This window comes from Bradyrhizobium sp. C-145, assembly GCF_023375135.1.
Taxonomy (GTDB): Bacteria; Pseudomonadota; Alphaproteobacteria; order Rhizobiales; family Xanthobacteraceae; genus Bradyrhizobium; species Bradyrhizobium zhanjiangense.
This window is the reverse complement of record NZ_CP088150.1, coordinates 3,447,296-3,465,824: the sequence shown is the minus strand read 5'-3', so window position 1 is coordinate 3,465,824 and position 18,529 is coordinate 3,447,296. Positions and strand designations below refer to the sequence as shown.

The 18,529-nt window shown below is 61.2% G+C and carries 13 protein-coding genes; 1 reads left to right on the top strand and 12 read right to left on the bottom strand.

What is annotated here, in order from left to right:
- Positions 1 to 276: 276 nt before the first annotated feature.
- The 5 genes from LRP30_RS15910 to LRP30_RS15890 form a co-directional block, all read right to left on the bottom strand.
- Positions 277 to 1,014: an SDR family oxidoreductase gene (locus LRP30_RS15910; protein ID WP_346016218.1), complete on the bottom strand. Its 738-nt coding sequence runs from the start codon at positions 1,012 to 1,014 to the stop codon at positions 277 to 279.
- 76 nt (positions 1,015 to 1,090) lie between these two features.
- Positions 1,091 to 2,227 (bottom strand): LysR substrate-binding domain-containing protein, encoded by a 1,137-nt coding sequence (locus LRP30_RS15905; protein WP_249760967.1) that lies wholly within the window; start codon positions 2,225 to 2,227, stop codon positions 1,091 to 1,093.
- A gap of 158 nt (positions 2,228 to 2,385) precedes the next feature.
- Positions 2,386 to 2,847, bottom strand: a complete 462-nt coding sequence (locus LRP30_RS15900; RefSeq protein ID WP_249760966.1) for a RidA family protein — start codon at positions 2,845 to 2,847, stop codon at positions 2,386 to 2,388.
- A 231-nt stretch (positions 2,848 to 3,078) separates the two neighbouring features.
- Positions 3,079 to 4,011 (bottom strand): alpha/beta hydrolase, encoded by a 933-nt coding sequence (locus LRP30_RS15895; protein ID WP_249760965.1) that lies wholly within the window; start codon positions 4,009 to 4,011, stop codon positions 3,079 to 3,081.
- A 437-nt stretch (positions 4,012 to 4,448) separates the two neighbouring features.
- Complete coding sequence (locus LRP30_RS15890) at positions 4,449 to 5,615, bottom strand: multidrug effflux MFS transporter (protein ID WP_249760964.1); 1,167 nt, start codon at positions 5,613 to 5,615, stop codon at positions 4,449 to 4,451.
- A 152-nt stretch (positions 5,616 to 5,767) separates the two neighbouring features.
- On the opposite strand from LRP30_RS15890, the gene LRP30_RS15885 reads away from it, so the two are divergent.
- Positions 5,768 to 6,661 (top strand): LysR family transcriptional regulator, encoded by an 894-nt coding sequence (locus LRP30_RS15885; RefSeq protein ID WP_249760963.1) that lies wholly within the window; start codon positions 5,768 to 5,770, stop codon positions 6,659 to 6,661.
- Positions 6,662 to 7,314: 653 nt separating this feature from the next.
- On the opposite strand, the gene phaC is transcribed toward LRP30_RS15885, so the two are convergent.
- The 7 genes from phaC to LRP30_RS15850 all read right to left on the bottom strand — a co-directional run bounded on the left by phaC (position 7,315) and on the right by LRP30_RS15850 (position 18,507).
- Entirely contained in the window at positions 7,315 to 9,033 is a 1,719-nt protein-coding gene (phaC, locus tag LRP30_RS15880) for a class I poly(R)-hydroxyalkanoic acid synthase (protein WP_249760962.1), read from the bottom strand.
- A 139-nt stretch (positions 9,034 to 9,172) separates the two neighbouring features.
- Positions 9,173 to 10,549, bottom strand: a complete 1,377-nt coding sequence (locus LRP30_RS15875; protein WP_249760961.1) for a sigma-54 dependent transcriptional regulator — start codon at positions 10,547 to 10,549, stop codon at positions 9,173 to 9,175.
- A complete protein-coding gene (locus tag LRP30_RS15870; protein WP_249760960.1) occupies positions 10,542 to 11,906 on the bottom strand; it encodes an ATP-binding protein in 1,365 nt (454 codons plus the stop codon). The genes LRP30_RS15875 and LRP30_RS15870 overlap by 8 nt, the downstream gene beginning before the upstream one ends.
- Before the next feature lie 511 nt (positions 11,907 to 12,417).
- Positions 12,418 to 13,422 carry a cytochrome d ubiquinol oxidase subunit II gene (locus LRP30_RS15865; protein WP_249760959.1) on the bottom strand — a complete coding sequence of 335 codons (1,005 nt, stop codon included), beginning with the start codon at positions 13,420 to 13,422 and terminating at the stop codon, positions 12,418 to 12,420.
- Complete coding sequence (locus LRP30_RS15860; RefSeq protein ID WP_249760958.1) at positions 13,419 to 14,810, bottom strand: cytochrome ubiquinol oxidase subunit I; 1,392 nt, start codon at positions 14,808 to 14,810, stop codon at positions 13,419 to 13,421. The genes LRP30_RS15865 and LRP30_RS15860 overlap by 4 nt, the downstream gene beginning before the upstream one ends.
- Before the next feature lie 46 nt (positions 14,811 to 14,856).
- The gene (locus tag LRP30_RS15855; RefSeq protein ID WP_249760957.1) at positions 14,857 to 16,179 is read right to left on the bottom strand and encodes an NAD(P)/FAD-dependent oxidoreductase; all 1,323 of its coding nucleotides are present in this window, start codon (positions 16,177 to 16,179) and stop codon (positions 14,857 to 14,859) included.
- A 51-nt stretch (positions 16,180 to 16,230) separates the two neighbouring features.
- On the bottom strand, positions 16,231 to 18,507 hold the full coding sequence (locus LRP30_RS15850) for an NADP-dependent malic enzyme (protein WP_249760956.1): 2,277 nt from the start codon (positions 18,505 to 18,507) through the stop codon (positions 16,231 to 16,233).
- Positions 18,508 to 18,529: the final 22 nt, after the last annotated feature.

Genomic DNA, 18,529 nt, shown 5'->3' with positions numbered 1-18,529 from the left:
CCCGGCGCACCGCTACCTATGTTCCCCCGACATTTTGGTACGTAGCTGGGCGGTCCAGCGCTCAAGTGCCCCCGGATCGCGTCGATCACGAGTCGATTCCGTGGCCAAGATTCGTGCACATCAAGCGGCTCAAAAGGTCGAGATACGGCAACGCCTTGGTCCAGAAAATGATAGCAACTCGCTCCGGTGACCACGGGCTGTCCGTGCGGGTTTGCTCTGAGCCGAGACTCGATTTTCGTCAGCGCGGATTATCTCACGAGACAGCCTCGGCATTTGCTAGCGGCCACCACCGACCGGAAGGATCGCACCGGTCACATAAGAAGCGGCGGGCGACATGAGCCAAATGATGGCCGAAGCGACCTCTTCTGCGGTCCCAGCTCTTCCGATCGGAATGCCTTTTGCGAGGCGATCGAGGCGGTCAGGCGCCCCCGCCGCCGCATGTAGCCCTGTCTCGATCAGTCCGGCCGCGACCGCATTGACACGAACCCCCTCACCCGCGACTTCCCGTGCCAACCCCACGGTGAGAGTATCGAGCCCGCCTTTACTCGCGGCATAGTGGATCCACTCGCCCGCTCCGCCGAGTTTCGCCGCGATGGAGGAGACGTTGACAATATTCCCCCCTCTGCCGCCGCGCCCTGTCGAAAGGCGTCGGACGGCTTCCCTTGCGCAAAGGAATGGACCGGCGACATTGACCGCCAAAACATGGCGCAAGACGTCATCGCGAAGGTCCTCGAGGCGCGCAAAGCCGCCTGTGACCCCGGCATTGTTGACTAAGCCGGCTAGTGGCGCGTCGACCTTGTCAGCAGCCCTGAACATCCTCAGAACGCCCTCTTCATTGGCGAGATCAGCCTGGATCGAATGTAAGGTGAGGCCCTCGTGCCGCTGCTCTTGCACAAAGGCGTCTGCGGCCTGCGAATCTGCTGAGAAATTGATGAGGACGGGGTGACCAGCTTGCGCAAAAGAACGCGCCACGACCGCGCCGATTCCGCGTGAACCGCCCGTGACGATAATCAAGCCCTTGCCTGAATCCGCTCTGCTCATTGGGGGGAGTGTGGACCAAGACTCGGCGGATTGGCCAATACGACTTGAGTTATTTTTCAGACGCAGTGCATATGGTCCCGACATGAGACGCAAGCTTCTTCCGTTCGGCGTCGGTCACGGCGAGGAACTCGCGAAGTGCTGGCGAGATGTCCTCCTCCCGCCAAACAACTGTGAGAGGCGCCATCGGAACAGGCGGCGAGAGCGGAACGAACGTCACGCCGCGCCGCCTTTGGCCGTCAGCGGCAGCCTGGGGCACGAGCGAGACGCCCACGCCCGCAGCTACCAAGCCGACGACCGTCTGCAGGTGCCTAGCCTCCTGTGCAACCCGCGGCACAAATCCGGACTCACGGCAAGCCGACGTGAAGAGCTCCGTCACACTTGGCCCGGGTGTCGACGGGTAGAGCACGAACGGCTCGTCAACGAGCTCACGAAGAGCGATCGAACTACGTCCAGCAAGCCTGTGCCGCTTCGGCAGGGCTGCCAGATATGGCTCCTCCAAAATGAGCTTCTGTGCGACGCGATCGAGTGGCGGGAGTTGTGGGCGCGCGAACCCGACATCAATCTTCCGCTCCTGCAATGCCTGAGCGACTTCGCAAGCGAGCATCTCGTGAAGGTTCAGCTCAACATTTGGGCAGGCTTCACGAAACCCATTGATGACGTCCGGAAGAAAGACGTACATGGCGGAGCCAGCGAAACCAACCGATAGCTTGCCCGTTTGGCCACGACCAGTTCGTCGTGTCTCGGCCATTGCCGCATCCAGATCGGCAAGGATCGTGCGCGACCGTTGCAGCAGCACTTCCCCGGCATCGGTTAATCGGAGCGGTCGGGCGCCCCGCTGGAGCAGCGTGACGCCCAGCTCCTCCTCGAGTTGTTTGATTTGTTGACTAAGCGGGGGCTGAGCGATGTGCAACCTCTCGGCGGCGCGCGTAAAGCTCAGCTCTTCGCCGACAGCCATGAAGTAACGAAGGTGGCGCAGTTCCATGTCGCAACATATCAGCGTGCTGCGTAACATGACAACGGCGTTGGGCACAGTCTTACCGGCTATTACGAAGCGCGGCGGCAATGCTGTTGATTGAAAGGTGAATGCCGGTGAGAACCCGCTGGTAGTTGTCCTCGACAAACGCAAATCATCCATGACGGCATGCAGGGCCATATCAGCGACGGTCGGCTCGCGCCCGCGCAGCACTCCACGACGTCCTGTCCCGCCGATATGTTCGTTAGCCTCTCCAACCCGTCGCGGAAAACGACCCTGCCGCCAGCAGGGCATGGGTCTGCGCCCCCTGTCGCGCCCAGTCAGATCGCTTTCCAAGTTAAGGGTCACGTGGACCAATTGAGGACGAGTTGCTACTTAAGTGCCACAACAATCTCAACCTCAACCGCGGCACTTCGGGGCAACTGAGCAACCCCAACACTAGTCCGCGCGTGGGCGCCGCGATCTTTGCCGAACAAGTCGAAGATTAGCTGTGACGCACCGTCGGCCACGGAGCTCTGCTGGTTGAAATCGGCAGCGCTATGCACAAAGACTGTCAACTTGAGTATTTGGTCGACTCGATCCAGCGTCCCCAACTCTCCACGGAGGGCAGCCAAGGCGCGAATGAATGCGATCCGAGCTCCTCTCTTGCCCGCCTCTAAAGACACATCCCGCCCGACTTGGCCCACGACATAGACGAAGTCCCCATCCCGCGGGAGCTGTCCGCTGACATAGGCTACGCGATCATGGACAACGACCGGCGTGTACGCCGCGCCTGCAGGTGCCGATTTTGGCAACTCGATACCGAGGTCCTTAAGACGATTCTCAACACTCATCGTATCTCTCGACGTTTGGGCCGAAGCCTTGATAAAGTAGCCAGCGACGTAAGCGCAGCACACAAATGCTGCGCTCGCGCTATCGTGATGCGCGCCCACACAGTCGATCGCGGAACAACGATCAAGACCGCATACGGATTTTCCCGGCCGGCCAATTCGGGGCGCGCCGATGCAGATCAGCGCAGGATCGCACGCGCTTGCCGCAAGAGGGTCGCATAGTTTCGAACGTGCTCATTCGGCTGCGCTCTGCGCGCGCAGTCCAGAGAAAAAGGCACGAATTTCACGCGCCGCAACGTCCGGGACTTCCGCGTGAACATAGTGACCAGCATCAGCGAAATCGAGGCTGTAGTTGGTCCAATACTCGCCAAGTCGATCAGACCAGTTGGGCAGAATCAAGGGATCGCGGCGCCCCCATAGAAAGCGAGTGGGGACGTTGATTGGCGGCTTTGGCGGAAGCTTGCCTTCGAGCCAGAGCCGCCGGTTTGGCGCGGAGCTCAGGTACCAGTCGAAGCCCCCCTGGATATTTCCCGGCTTCATGAAGTTATCAACGTAAGCTTCGAGAAGATCCGAGAAGACTTTCGGATTATCTCCAGACCAATGATCGAGAAAATGCCGGAAATAGATGCGGCACGCCTCTCTCGAACTACCAACGAGTTCAGCAGCCCAAGGCAATTGCTGCAGGTACTGATACCAGACCTCAATCAGATGACTTGGCTGACCATATCGGAAGCCGAGGCCCGGATACGGCGTGCAGAAGTAGAAGGATCCCTCGAGCCGTTCCGGTGCCCGATGCGACATCGCTTGCGCAACATAGGCCCCGAGATCGCCGCCGACGACTCCGAACCGCTTGATGTCCAGCGCATCCATCAAGCCGAACATATCGCCCGCGTGCCGATCGGCAGTTGCCGTTGCGTCGGGGCCCGGAAATGGCTTACCCGTATCGCCACACCCCCGGAGATCGGGCGCGATCAGTTCGAACTCCAGCCCAAGCCGCTCCATCACCGGCCGCCAGACCAGCCAGAACTCTGGCCAACCATGGAGGAGTAGAAGCCGCCTTCCTTTGCCGAAACGAGCGACATTGAAAAGCAGATCGCCGACTTGAATTCGGTGCTGCTTGATACCTGCGGCTTCTGCTGCCGCGAAAGCTTCCGTTAGCGCCGACATCGCCTCTCCAGAGAATATCTATATAGGAGGATTCCGATGCTCCGAGGCACATGTCCAATACAGCCTGAATAATGTTTTAGACGTGCAGAATATGGATGCGGCACCACGCCTATTTGCGATCACGACGAGAGCTTCGGAGCGATAGCGAATTCAAGCTGCTCTAATCAGCTTCGCCATGAGGAGTTGGGGTCCGAGTCAGGGGAAGGCTACCGCCTTCTTACAGCGACCGCCAAGCCTTATGACCTGCCGCGCCGTGCTCTGCGATCAAGTCCCAGGCGGTAAATCCGCGCTTACGCCGGCAGCAAGAACTGCGCATCAGTCAATGCAGTTGATGACGGCATGACACCTCCCCGATTGATCAACCTACCGAAGGCTCAAAACTGGTCCAGGAATCTCATTGGTGCGCCACGACCTCGCCTGGTACACAGCTATTGGGACTAAAGTCTTCTGCGCGCATCGAGCCAGCGAGGGATGATCGCGGTCGCGGCGATAATCGAGAAGGCAAGGATAGCTATTGCCAATACCGGCCTCCCAGTGCCGAAACAGGCGCTCACCCCCAGCGCGGCCAGCGACGCGCTTCCGATCTGGAAGAACCCCACCAGCCCGGAGGCGGTGGCGGCATGTTTTGGTTCGCTGGCAATAGCGCCCGAGACAGCCAATGACAGCGACGAGCCGTTCGACAGGCTAACCAGAAACATCGGTGCGACAATGGTGGCGGCGCTCATAACTGGCGAGGCCAAAGTCAACACGAAGGTGAGACCACCGAGACAAAAAAAGCATACACCACCGGTAACGATGCCATCGTAGGACAGTTGCTCGATCAGCCGCTTCGAGACGAAGTTGGCCAGAATAATCCCGCAGGTCAGCGGCAGATAAAGCCACCCGCTGACAGTTTCCGGCAAGCCGAGGCGCTCGAAAAGAAAGGGGGACTGGGTCAAGTACACGAACCAGGCGCAGTAGATCGCGCAGACCACGAGGGCGTAGCGAATAAACGCACCGTTGCGCAACACAACGGCAAATGCGGCTAAAAAAGCGCCGTCATGACGCTTTTTCGGACGCGTTTCGTCGAGCAGCATCAAAGTCAGACATAGCGCGATGGCACCAAATGCAGCGACAAAGAGAAAATCGGCCCGCCAGCCGAATGCGGCCGCAAGGTAGCCGCCAATGGCAGGAGCGAGCGCGGGCGACAACGACACCAGCGGATAGACCACGCTATATACTTTTGCGGAGGCCTTCTTGTCGCATGTGTCGGCGATGACGGCACGCCCAATGACCAGACCCGAAGCCGCGCCGACGGCTTCGACCATGCGCCAGCCTAGGAAACTCGTGAAGCCAACGGCCAAGGCGCAACCGATCGAGCCCGCAATGTAAAGAAGGATGCCGGCGACGAGAACGGGCTTGCGGCCCCACCGATCCGATAGCGGACCATAAAGGAGCTGCGCCGCCGCGAGCGCCATCAGATAGACCGACACCGTCTCCGGCATCTGCCAATCCGCAATCCCAAGTTGCCGCGCCATCACGGGCATTGCGGGCACATAGACGTCCGAGGCGATGAGGCCGAAAGCGCTCAGCGCCGCGACGACAAGAACCAGTGTGGGTCGCATCAATAGCTCCAGCACTCGGACGCGGTTGAATTGCGCCGAAATGACGAACGGCGTCCGCCGCCGGCAGAGCGGATTGCTAAAGAGGAATGTGGCGTGCGAAAATGCATAGAAATGCAGGCAATGGCTGCAAAATCGCATTCAGCGCGGTGGGCATGAACTGGGACGATGTTCGAATCTTTCTCGCGATCTATCGCGCTGGCACGCTGGTCGGGGCCGGGTTGGCGCTGGGTGTCGACCAGACCACGGTAGGACGACGCCTCGCTGCGCTCGAGAAGCGCCTGGGCTCAATACTCTTCTTGCGCACCAATGCGGGCTATGTGCTGACGGCAAGTGGCGAGGAAGCCTTGCGAGCGGGCGAAGCAATGGAGCGCCTTGCGGTCTCCTTCGAACACCGTAGCGTGGGATCGGATGCGCGCGTGGCGGGCGATGTCCGGGTCACAACCACGGACTCTCTCGCGATAGACTTCGTCATTCCTGCGATCGATCGGGTCCGCATCGACCACCCGGACATCAGGGTGATTCTCACGACGACGACGAAGCTGCTCGATCTCGGTCGAAGGGAAGCGGATATCGCTGTCCGCACCCTGCGCCCGGCACATTCGGATCTGATCGTGCGCAGGCTGGCCGAGTGGGAAGTTGGTCTCTACGCGTCCCGGAAATATCTCGATGCACGCGGTAGACCTCGACGGGGCTCGGCGTTTGCCGGCCACGACCTGGCGATCTATCAGCCCGGCGTCACGAACAGGCAGGGCGCGACGCTGGCGGGCGAGTCCGTCGCGGAAGGGAAGATCATCGCAGAATTGGATTCCAGCCTGATGTTGGCGAGCGTCGTCCGGGCGGGGCTGGCTTTAGGGGAACTACCAACCTATCACGCCAAGCGCGATCCGGACCTTGTTCGGATCTGGCCTATGCGCAAGCGAGCGGCACCCTACGAAGTGTGGCTTGTGCTGCATGCGGATCTCGCACGCGCGGCTCGCGTGCGCGTCGTCGTTGACGCGATTGCCGCGATGTTCGAGGCTAAGCAGAAAGTAGCGGTGGTCTCTTAGCTTGGCTTGTGATGGTCGATATTGCCATGCCAACAAACGCGTATGGCGTTCGCACCGCTGCTCCGCGGCATGCCGGACGGGAGGAACTCAAGCGCCACCTATTCAGCGAACGCGATCGCGGGAGATCGGAGTTTGGCTTAGAAAATCGTAGGATTGGTAACGGGGGAGCGACTCGAACCTCCGATGGAATCGTTGCTACGGTTCGCATGTCTCGTCGCGATAGATACTGAGCTCTGGCAAATGAGCGACGACCCTCAGCTCCCAAATCTTATCGATAGGCCCGCCCTTCCGATGCCCCCACTCTCCATGCGCCGCCCGTTCCGCGGCGTCGCAAGTCACGTGCCGACACTTGCCTTGGGTGGACTTTGTTGATCTCCCAGTGTGCGCGTCGAGCACACGCTAACTTGTAACCAATTGAAAAGCCTGAACTCTCGGCCCAATCCATCATGGGCCAGTTTGAGCCAGCTCCGGCAATCGACATCCGACTAGAGCCAATAGAAAAGTTCTTAAACGGGCTTCGCTTCCAATTCCCAGATCCGAGCGATAATAGCGTGTATTGAACCGAGCTCGTGGCTGAAGCCGAGCGCCACCGGAACGGCAGGATGCCATTCCCCCTCGCAGTCCGTAAGGCAGCCAGCTTGCAGGCTCGACCTTCAGTTCGCTTTCGCCTTCACGTATCGACCGGGAGCGGATTCGCCTGGCGGATAGAGGTTGTTGCCGAGCTGGGTGCGGGCCGGTAGTTGCTCTCCTGACCGCGGCTTGAGCCAGGCGATCCAATCGTTCCACCAGCTGCCCAGCTTTTCGTCCGCACCCGCCAGCCATGTCGTCGGATCATCGCAGCGCCCGTCCGAAACCCAATAGCTTCGCTTGTTCTTCGAAGCCGGATTGATGACGCCGGCGATATGCCCGCTCGCGCCGAGAACAAACCGGGTGTCGCCGCCGAACAGGCCTGTCGTGCGATAGGCGGATCGCCACGGCACGATGTGATCCTCGACAGTCGCCAGAACGTAGGCAGGCAGGTCGACCCGCCCCAGATCAACCGGCGTACCGCACATCGTCAATCTGCGGGGATGCCGCAGATTGTTCTCCAGATACATATTGCGGATGTACCAGCAATACATCGGCCCAGGCAGATTGGTGACATCCGCGTTCCAGAACAGGAGATCGAAGCGCTCGGGCGGCTTTCCCTTCAAATAGTGGTTGATCACGTTCGGCCATATCAGTTCTTTCGAGCGCAGGGTCTGGAAGACGAATCCCAGCTCCGCGCCGCGGTAGATGCCTCCACTGCCGATCGTCAACTCGCGCTGTCGCACACTCTCTTCATCCACGAAGACGCCGAGATCGCCTGGCTCACAGAAATCGAGCATGGTGGTCAGCAAAGTAACACTCGCGACCGATTCGTCGCCGCGCGTCCGCAGGATCGCGAGCGCCGACGACAGGATGGTTCCTCCAACGCACCAGCCGACGACATTGATCTTGTCGGCACCTGCGATCGACCGAACGATCTCGATGGCGCGCATCGCTCCATGCTCGATGTAGTCGTCCCAACCAAAGTGCCCGCAAGAAGCATCCGGATTGCGCCAAGACACCACGAACACGGTCTGGCTGTGTTCAACTGCAAACCGGACGAAAGAATTGGCTGGCTGCAGGTCCAGAATGTAAAACTTGTTGATGCAGGGCGGCACGATCAACAGAGGCCGTGCGGCCACCTGCTCGGTTGCCGGTTCATATTGAATGAGTTGAAACAGCTCGTTCTCGAACACGACCGCCCCTTTGGACGTTGCGACGTCCTTTCCGACCTCGAATGCGGTCTCGTCCGTGATCGTCAAATTGCCCTTGCCCAGATCGGCAATCAAATTGTCCAGGCCGGTCTTGAGGCTCTGACCATCGGTATCGATCGCCAGCTTGATCACATCGGGATTGGTGGCGATAAAATTGGTTGGGCTCATCGCTTCAACGAGTTGGCGCGTGAAGAAGCGCAGCCGGTGCTTTTCCTTCTCTTCCATATCCAGGGCTTCGACGAAGTCGGTACAGTAGCGTGAATTCAGCAGGTAGGATTGCTTCAGCAGGCTGTAGAACGAATTCTCCCGCCACTCCGTGCCGTTGAGCCTGCGATCGCCTCGCGCAGGTTCGGTGCCCCCGTTGCCCTGCCCGCCTGCTGCCGATGTCATGAGGTGCTCTGTGAGTTGGTACAGGCCCTTCAGATAGTCAGCCTGCAACTCGGCGAAGCGCCCGGAAGAAGCTAGAGACGAGTTGATCATAGCGCCGTCGCGTTCATCATTTGTCGGCCACGCCAGCGATCGCCACAGGCTCGCGCCCGCTTTCGCGAACGCGTCGACGAACTCATCAGGCATATTGAATGGCCGATCCATTGGATTTCCCTCACTCTGCAACCAGGATGATGTACTGCGTTTCGACCGTGGGCGGCTTCTATCCGGCGCCCTCTATTTCTTCCTTCGCCATGCGCACGCCGAATCCGGCCACCTGCACCGCACCGTCGCTTCGGAAACGTCAGGTTCCGGCGCGAGCGACCGAGCCTTCGCGGATGCCGTCGACGTTCACGGCGAGACGCTTGATCTTGTCGTACAAGGTCTGCTTCGGGATGCCCAAAAGCGTTGCGGTTGACTGCACGTCGCCCTGCTTGCGCCGCAGCGCGTCCTCGATGATCGAGCGCTCGATGTTCTCGAGCTGTCGAGGCAACGAGAGATCCGACGTGCCAAACCCGGATTTGTTGATCGCCTTGCCGTCCAGGACGCCCAGCACGAAACGATCGGCGACATTGCGAAGCTCGCGTACATTGCCCGGCCAGGAATACGCCAGCAGAGCGGACATCGTCTGCTCATCCTGTATCGGTGCATCACGCTCGAACCGCCTGGCGGCGTCCAACGTGAAATGATCGAACAACAGTGGAATGTCTTCGCGCCGCTCTCGAAGTGGCGGCAGCTCGATGAATGCGACGCCGAGCCGATAGTAGAGATCGGCGCGGAACAGCTTCTTTTCGCTCAGCTCGAGCAAATTCGTCTTGCTCGCTGCGACGACCCGGCAGTCCACCGAGATCTGCTTGTTGGTTCCGACGCGTTCGATCGACCGGTCCTGCAACGACCGGAGCAACTTCACCTGAACGCTCAGCGGCATGCTCTCGATCTCGTCGAGGAACAGCGTCCCGCCATTGGCATACTCGATCTTCCCAATGCGCTGGCGGGTGGCTCCGGTGAAGGCTCCCACTTCGTGGCCGAACAGCTCGCTCTCGACAAGCGACTCGGGCAGGCCGCCGCAGTTGACGGCGACGTAATTGCCGTCGCGCCGCCCGCTGTGATTGTGCAGGCAACGCGCGACCACATCCTTGCCGGTACCGGTCTCGCCGTAGATCGTGACATCGACATTGGTCGAGGCCAGCGTGGATACGAGCCTGCGCACTTCCTGGATCTGCGGAGACCGGCCGAGCAGGCTCGCCTCGATTCCCTGGCGGTCCGACAGCGCGGATCGCAGCGAGCGAACCTCCAGGGTCAGGCGCCTCTTTTCAGCCGCCCTGCGGACGACGGAAACGAGTTGCTCCGACGAGCATGGCTTCTCGATGAAGTCGTAGGCACCATTTCGCATCGCCTGCACGGCCATGGAAATATCGCCATGCCCGGTGATCAGGATCACCGGCAGATCCGGATCCAGCCTGCGTAGATCGGCCTGCCATTCAAGGCCGCTCTTGCCGCGCAGCCGCACGTCACAAACCATGACGAAGGGCATCTCGGCACGCACGGATGCGCTCGCGGTCTCGACCGACGCAAAGCCTGCGACCGGGAACCCCGCAAGCTCGAGTGCCTGAACACCGCCGATGCGGACATCTTCGTCGTCCTCGACGTAGATCACACCAATAGATTGATCATCACCCATGCGAAGCCGCCTCTGTCATCTCGGCCAATGGAAGGATCACGACAAATTCGACGCCGCTTGGAAGGTTTCGCCCCTGCAATTCGCCGCCGAAGGAACGCGCGATGTGGTTCGACAGCATCAGGCCAAGGCCAAGGCCCTTACCCGCAGGTTTGGTCGTCACGAACGGCTCGAACATGCGCCTGAGAACATCGGAGGCGATCGCGGGGCCGCTGTTGCTGATGGCGATGCGGCAGCAGGCAGGGCGCCCCTCTTCCCTGGCGGCCCGGATCACGATCGACTTTCGCTCGGCGCCCTCGACGGCATCCAGCGCATTCGCCACGATGTTGCACAACAGCTGCTCGAGCCGCGTGTGGTCGGCAAGGACGCTGAGGTCGGCGTCAATGTCTGTGACGATGCGGACGTCCCCCTCCTTCACGCGCGCGGCGAGTATCTTGAGCGACTCATTCACGGCCTGGTCGACCGAGACGCTATCAAGCGGGCTGCTTGACTTGTAGGCGAAAACCCTGAGCTGGCTGGTCAGCCGCCCCAGCCGGCGTACCAGCTCGCCGATCCGGGTGAGGTTACCCCGAGCGTCGGCGACCGACCCGCGATCGACCAGCAGGATGGCGTTATCGGCCGCCGTCTGCAGCGCGGCCAAGGGCTGGTTCAGCTCATGCACAATGCCGGCTGACATCTGCCCGAGAGCTGCCAGCTTGCCGGCATGGACCAATTCATCCTGTGCCGCCCGCAATTCGGCGGTGCGCTCCTGCACTCTGGTCTCGAGTTGATCATTGGCTGCCTGCAATGCCACTTGGGTGGCCAACCTCTGCTTGATCTCTCTGCGCCGCTGCATGACAAGCCCAAGCGCCAGCAAGACAGCGACGGAGGAAAGACCCGACAACGCGCCGATGATCAGCGCGGTCTGCCGGATCGGCGCTTCGTCATCGAGGAGGACAAGCTTCCAGAGGCCCCGATTGATTGGAAGTTCGCTGACCGTGTAGGCGGTCCCGTTCCCGGTCGTGACGCGTGCGGCGGACTGAGCGATGACGGTCCATCCGAGCGGCGTCAGATCGTAGTCTGCATAAGGCTTGGACCGCGCAATATCCTCGAGCATTTCACGCGAAAGCGGCGCCATCGGGCGATAACGCCATGCATCGCGGGAGGCGAGTATCGTCACGCCCCGTTCATCGACGAGAAGTGCGTCGCCCGCAAGATCGCGCCATCCGCGCTCGAACGAATCCAGACTGACCTTGACGGCCGCGATTCCCTTGATGGCCCCGCCCTCCTTCAGGGCATAGGACAGATAATAGCCGGCGCGCGCACTGGTGATGCCGACACCGAAAAAAGCGCCCCGGCCGCGCGCGAGCGCCTCGCTCACATAGGGGCGATATGAAAGATTCCGGCCGACCGGCGTGCCGGGGTCATCGAAATCGGCCGCGGCCAAAGCTTCTCCCGAGACGCTGAGGACGTAAAGATTGTCAGCCCCGGCAAGCAGGTTGATCGACTTCAGGTACAGGCTGACCGATTGCTGCAGCGCGGGATCGCCGGGATCGCCGAGCAGTTTGAATACGCTTGGAGATGTCTCAAGCAGCGATGGCAGATATTCAAACCTGGAGAGATAACCATCGAGCCTGGCGGCCTCCACCGCAAGCCGCTGCTCAGCGGCAACGTGCAAATGGTCAAGGCCCCGTTGGAAGGACAGGGCATATCCGAGCCAAGAAGCGGCTGCGACCAAGACGAGAGCAGCTGTTCCGCGAACAAGCCAGCGCATGGAGCCGGATGCAGTCGAGCCGACTTCAGACCTCCTTTTGACGTCCACCGGGAATGGAAGCTCCGTCATCTTGTGAACCAGGACAAACCGAGGAGCGTCGGCCACGACAAAGGATGGCTCACGCATAGTCCAACTCTATGGTTTTGCCCCTGAATACGCGATAGGAAAATCCGGTATAGGCAACGATGACGGGCAGCGTGACGCAGACCCCGATCAGGATGATCTTGAGCGACTCCGGGCTGCTGGCGGCCTCCCAGACCGTGAGCCTGTCGATCACCACGAAGGGATAGATGCTGTAGCTGAGGCCGAGAAAACTCAGCAGAAAGACCAGCACGAGCAAGGCAAAGGGTAACCAGCAGAGGACGCCGCGCACGGCGGACGAGCCGAGCAGCGCACGCACGGTCACGAGCGCGATTCCTGCGGTCATTGGGATTGCCGCCACGGCGATGATCGCCGGCAAGGTGAACCACCGCTCGCGAACCGTCTCGCTGATCCAGGGCGTTGCCATCGAAATCAGAATCAGGCCGAGGACCATGGGCGGCCAGGCGATCTTGCTCCACTCGATCGCCTTGTCCTGCAGCGGGCCATCCGTCTTCATCACCAGCCACGTGGCGCCGAGCAGCGCGTAGGCCATCGGCAGCGCGACCGCGATGGCGCCGGCAAAGATCGGATAATTCCAGCCCACGCCGAAACCGCTGATATAGCGGCCGAGCATCCACCCCTGACAGACGGATGCCAGCATTGAGCCCGCGATGAACAGGCGGTCCCACATCGCCTTCCGGCTGGCCCTCGCCTTGACCCTGAAATCGAAGGCCGCGCCGCGCAGGATCAGGCCCACCAGCATGAGCGTGGTCGGCAGGTACAGTTCCGACAGCACCAGCCCGTGCGCCTTGGGGAAGGCAATCAGGAGAAGACCGACGCCGAGCACGAGCCAGGTCTCATTGGCATCCCAGAACGGACCGATGGATGCAACCATCGTATCCCGCTCCTCAGGGGTCGCTCGGTGCATCAGCATGCCGACGCCGAGATCGTAGCCGTCGCTCACGACGTAGACAAGCAGCGACACGCCCATCAGCCCGATGAAGATCAGCGGCAGCAATTCGTCGAACGACATCGATGTCATGCGAATTCTCCCTCGCCCTGATACGGCTGCGGCTCGCCTGGCACGCCCTCGGGCGTAGTCGCATAAGCCTTCTTGTCAGTGGTCTCGGCCAGGTATTTGAGCACGCCGATATAGGCCGCGAGCAGCACCACATAGAGCGCGACATAAACGGAGAACGTCACGGCGATGCTCGACGACGGGACCCGCGAAGCGACGTCAGCGGTTCGAACCAGACCGGACACTATGAAGGGCTGCCGGCCGATTTCCGTGACGTACCATCCGGCAATAGTCGCCACCCAGCCGGCAAAGGTCATGCCCGCGAATAGCCCGAGCATCGGCCGCGGCATTTTAGCGAAATCCCAGCCATCGCGCCAATGCCGCCACAACCCGACCCAGCTGACGAGCAGCATCAGGATGCCGGTGCCCACCATGATCCGAAACGACCAGAACAGCGGCAAGACCGGCGGATGGGCCGAGGGAAACTCGTTCAGCCCCGTGAGCTCCCCGTCGGGATCGTGCCGGAGAATCAGGCTCGCGAGCTTCGGCACCGCCAGCTCGAAATGGTTCGTTCTCGCCGCATCATCCGGGATGGCGAACAGCAGGAGCGGCGCGCCGCGCGTGGTTTGCCAAATGCCTTCGACCGCAGCGATCTTCTGCGGCTGATGTTTGAGCGTATTGAGCCCGTGAAAGTCGCCAGCCACCATCTGTGCCGGCGCGGCCAGCGCGGCAAGGATGAGCCCGGTCCGCAGCACGCGTGACGCACTGGCGGTGGCGACGCCTTTCAGCAGCTGCCAGGCACTGACCCCGATCAGCAGAAACGCACAGGTCAGCGCGGACGCGAGCATCATATGGACCAAGCGATACGGGAAGGACGGATTGAAGACGATCTCCAGCCAGCTGCGCGCGTGAAATTGTCCGTTGACGATCTCGTATCCGGCAGGCGTCTGCATCCACGAATTGAGAGCCAGGATCCAGAAGGCGCTCATCAGCGTGCCAACCGCGACGAGGACGGTCGCTCCCAGGTGGACCATCTCGCCGACCCGGCGATGGCCGAACAGCATGACGCCGAGAAAGCCCGCTTCCAAGAAGAAAGCCGTCAGCACCTCGTAACCGAGCAACGGGCCGGCGATGTTGCCGACGCGCTCCATGTATCCGGGCCAGTTGGTGCCGAACTGGAAGCTCATGGTGACGCCGCTGACTACGCCGAGCGCAAATGTCAGGGCGAACACCTTCGTCCATTGACGGTAAGCGCAAAGCCAATCGAATTTCTGCTGCGGATCAGTCGCGCGCAGGTGCTTGAATCTGAAGAACAGCAGCACCCAGCCCAGCGCGATCGAAATCGATGGGAACAGAATATGGAACGTGATGTTGGCGGCAAACTGCATGCGCGCAAGGAACACGGCGTCCATCAACATTCCTCCGACTTCCCGCAGCACCCCTTGCGAGAATCAACTGTCAGTGCAGCTTCACATGCGGTTCGGTGCGCCGGGTGATCAGCCGGGCCAGCGTGTCGAGTGCGACCTTGATCGAACCATGCAGCGCGCGCTCGTGCATTTTGTAGAGCGACAGGTACATCATCCGCGCGAACATGCCTTCGAACACGAGGCTGCCGCCTACGAGCGCGCCCATCATCGATCCGACCGTGCTGAATTCGCCGAGCGATACCAGCGAGCCGAAATCCCTGTAGCGATAGTCCTTCAGCGGCTCGCCCCGCAGGTAGCGCGGAATCTGCGAATAGAGGTGAGAGGCCTGCTGGTGAGCCGCTTGCGCGCGCGGCGGCACGTTGCCGCGCTCGCCCCATGAGCAAGCCGAGCAGTCACCGATGGCGAAGATGGCGTCGTCGCGCGTCGTTTGCAGCGTCGGCCGAACGACGAGCTGGTTGATCCGGTTGGTTTCGAGGCCGGCGATGTCCTTCAGGAAGTCGGGCGCCTTGACGCCGGCCGCCCAGACGATCAGCTCGGCGGGGATCGTCCCGCCGTCCGTCAAGCTCACATGGTCCGAGCCGATTTCGGACACTTTGGCGCCGGTGAGCACGTTGACCCCTAGTCTGGCAAGCAGCTTCTCGGTCTCCTTCGAAACCCGTTCGGGCAGCGCGGGAAGCACCCGATCGGCAGCTTCGATCAACGTGATGCTAATGTCTTTCTGCGGATCGACCTGGTCGAGGCCATACGCCACCACTTCTCGCGTCGTGCGGTGGAGCTCGGCGGCCAGTTCGACGCCAGTCGCGCCGGCGCCGATGATCGCGACCTTCAACTGATGAATTCCCAAAGGCGATGTCTGGGCATGGGCGCGGATGCAGGCATTGACCATGCGCTCGTGGAACCGCCGCGCATCAAGCTGCGATTCCAGCTTGATCGCATGATCGGCGACGCCAGGCGTACCAAAATCGTTGTTCTGGCTGCCAACGGCGACCACGAGGGCGTCATAGTCGAAGATCCGTTTTGGAGTGACTTCACGGCCTTCGGAATCATGATAGGGCCCGACCAGCACCTGGCGCTTATCCCGGTCGATCCCGATCATCTCCCCGATGCGATAGCGGAAGCCGTGCCAGTAGGACTGCGCGAGATAGTCGACTTCGTGAGCCGAGATATCCATGCTGCCGGCTGCGATCTCGTGCAGCTTCGGCTTCCACACATGGGTGCGGTTTCGCTCGATCAGCGTGACATCGAGCTTACCTTTGCGCCCGTATTTGTTGCCGAGGCGGGTCGCAAGCTCCAGTCCGCCGGCTCCGCCTCCGACGATGACAATCCGGGGCTTTCCCAATTGCGGCTTACCCATGATGGCCTCGACCAATCGCGCTCACAACCCACCCCAAGCATGTCCTACCGATCAGGCCCGTTCGGACACTGCATCCGCGACCGCGACCGCCGCCATGTTCACGATTCGCCGCACGGTGGACGATGGCGTGAGGATGTGGGCCGGCTTCGCCGCGCCGAGCAGGATGCCGCCGACCGTCAGTCCCTGTCCCGCCGCCATCCTGAGCAAATTGTAGGAGATGTTGGCGGCGTCGAGATTCGGCATCACCAGCACGTTCGCCGGCCCCTCGAAACCGGAATCCGGAAACTCGTGGTGCAGCACGGACGGCGACAACGCAGCGTCGCCGCGCATCTCGCCTTCGACCGCGAGATCGGGGGATCGCTCAAGAATGATCGCCCGCGCCTCCCGCATCTTGTGCGCTTCCGGGACCGCGGAGCTTCCGAAGCTCGAATGCGACAGCAACGCCACCCGAGGGGTAATGCCAAATCGGCTCACCTCCGCCGCGGCCATCAGTGCGATGTCGGCGACCTGTTCGGCGGTCGGATTGAGATTGCAATGGGTGTCGCAAATGAACAGCTGATGCTGCTGCAGGATGAGCATCTGCATCACGGCAAGCGTCCGCAGGCCGTCGCGCGTTCCGATCATGTTGCGGATCGCCTTCAGGTGATCGGACGTGCTGCCGATGACGCCGCACAGCATCGCATCTCCGAGCCCCCTTTCGAGAAGGATCGAGGCGAGCACGGTCGCATTGCTGCGCGTCTCCGAAAGCGCCAACGCGGCTGATACGCCATCACGCTTCCTGCGCCCGTGGTAGACATCCGCACACTGGGAATAGACTTCAGAATCGTGCGGATCGATGATCTCGCAGTCGCTCCCTGGTCTGAGCCGGAGACCGAAGGACTTGATCCGCTCCTCGATGGTCGAGGGCCGGCCGACCAGCAACGGCTTTGCGATCCGCTCGTCGACGACCACCTGTGCCGCGCGCAGCACGCGCTCGTCCTCACCCTCGGCCAGAAGCAGCGACTTGCCGCTTCCCTTCGCCACCGAGAACACCGGCTGCATCGCGTTGCCGGAATGATAGACGAACCGGCTCAACTGCTGGCGATAGGCCTCCATGTCCGCAATCGGACGCCTGGCGACGCCGCTGTCCGCCGCAGCCTTTGCAACCGCGGGCGCCACGACCTCGATGAGCCGCGGGTCGAGCGGCTTTGGAATGAGATAATCGCGGCCAAAGCGAAGATTCTCCCCCTTGTACGCGACAGCGACCACCTCGGGCACTTCCGCCATCGCCAGATCCGCGAGCGCTCGCACCGTCGCGAGCTTCATCTCCTCGTTAATGGTCGTCGCCCCGCAGTCGAGCGCGCCCCTGAAGATGAAGGGAAAGCAGAGAACGTTGTTGATCTGGTTGGGATAATCCGATCGTCCCGTGCCGATGATCGCATCTGGACGAACCGCCAGCGCATCTTCCGGCATGATTTCCGGAATCGGGTTGGCCATGGCAAAGATCAGGGGATCCCGTGCCATCCGCTTGACCATGTCTTGCGTCAGCACCTTGCCGGCTGACAGGCCGAGAAAGATATCGGCGTCCTGGATGATCTCGTCGAGCTTTCGCGCCTCCGTTTTGACCGCATAGCGCGCCTTGTTGTCGTCCATGCCTTCCGTGCGGCCGGCATAGACGACGCCCTTTGCGTCAGTGACGATGATACGGTCACGCCGCAAGCCGAGGCTGACGATGAGATCGAGACAGGCCAGCGCAGCTGCGCCAGCGCCCGAGCATACCAGCTTGACGTCAGCGATATCCTTCTTGACCAGCTTCAACCCATTGAGGATTGCCGCCGCAGCGATGATCGCGGTGCCGTGCTGGTCATCGTGGAAGACCGGAATCTTCATGCGCTTGCGGAGCTGCTGTTCGATGTAGAAGCATTCCGGCGCCTTGATGTCCTCCAGGTTGATGCCGCCGAAGGTCGGCTCCATCCTGGCGATGGTTTCGATCAAAGCGTCGGGGTCCTCCTCGGCGAGTTCGATGTCGAACACATCGATGCCGGCGAACTTCTTGAACAGGCACGCCTTGCCTTCCATGACGGGTTTGCCTGCCAGAGCCCCGATATTACCAAGCCCAAGCACAGCGGTGCCGTTGGTGACGACGGCCACCAGGTTGCTGCGGGCGGTCAGTTGGTCCGCCTGTAACGGGTCCTTGGCGATGACAAGACAGGGCTCCGCGACGCCAGGCGAATAGGCGAGCGACAGATCGCGTTGTGTCGCCATCGCCGTGGTCGGCACGACCGAAATCTTTCCCGGCCTCGGCAGGCGATGATATTCGAGTGCGGCTTCCCTCAGATCCTGGTCCATCCTATTCCCCGTTCTCACGCCT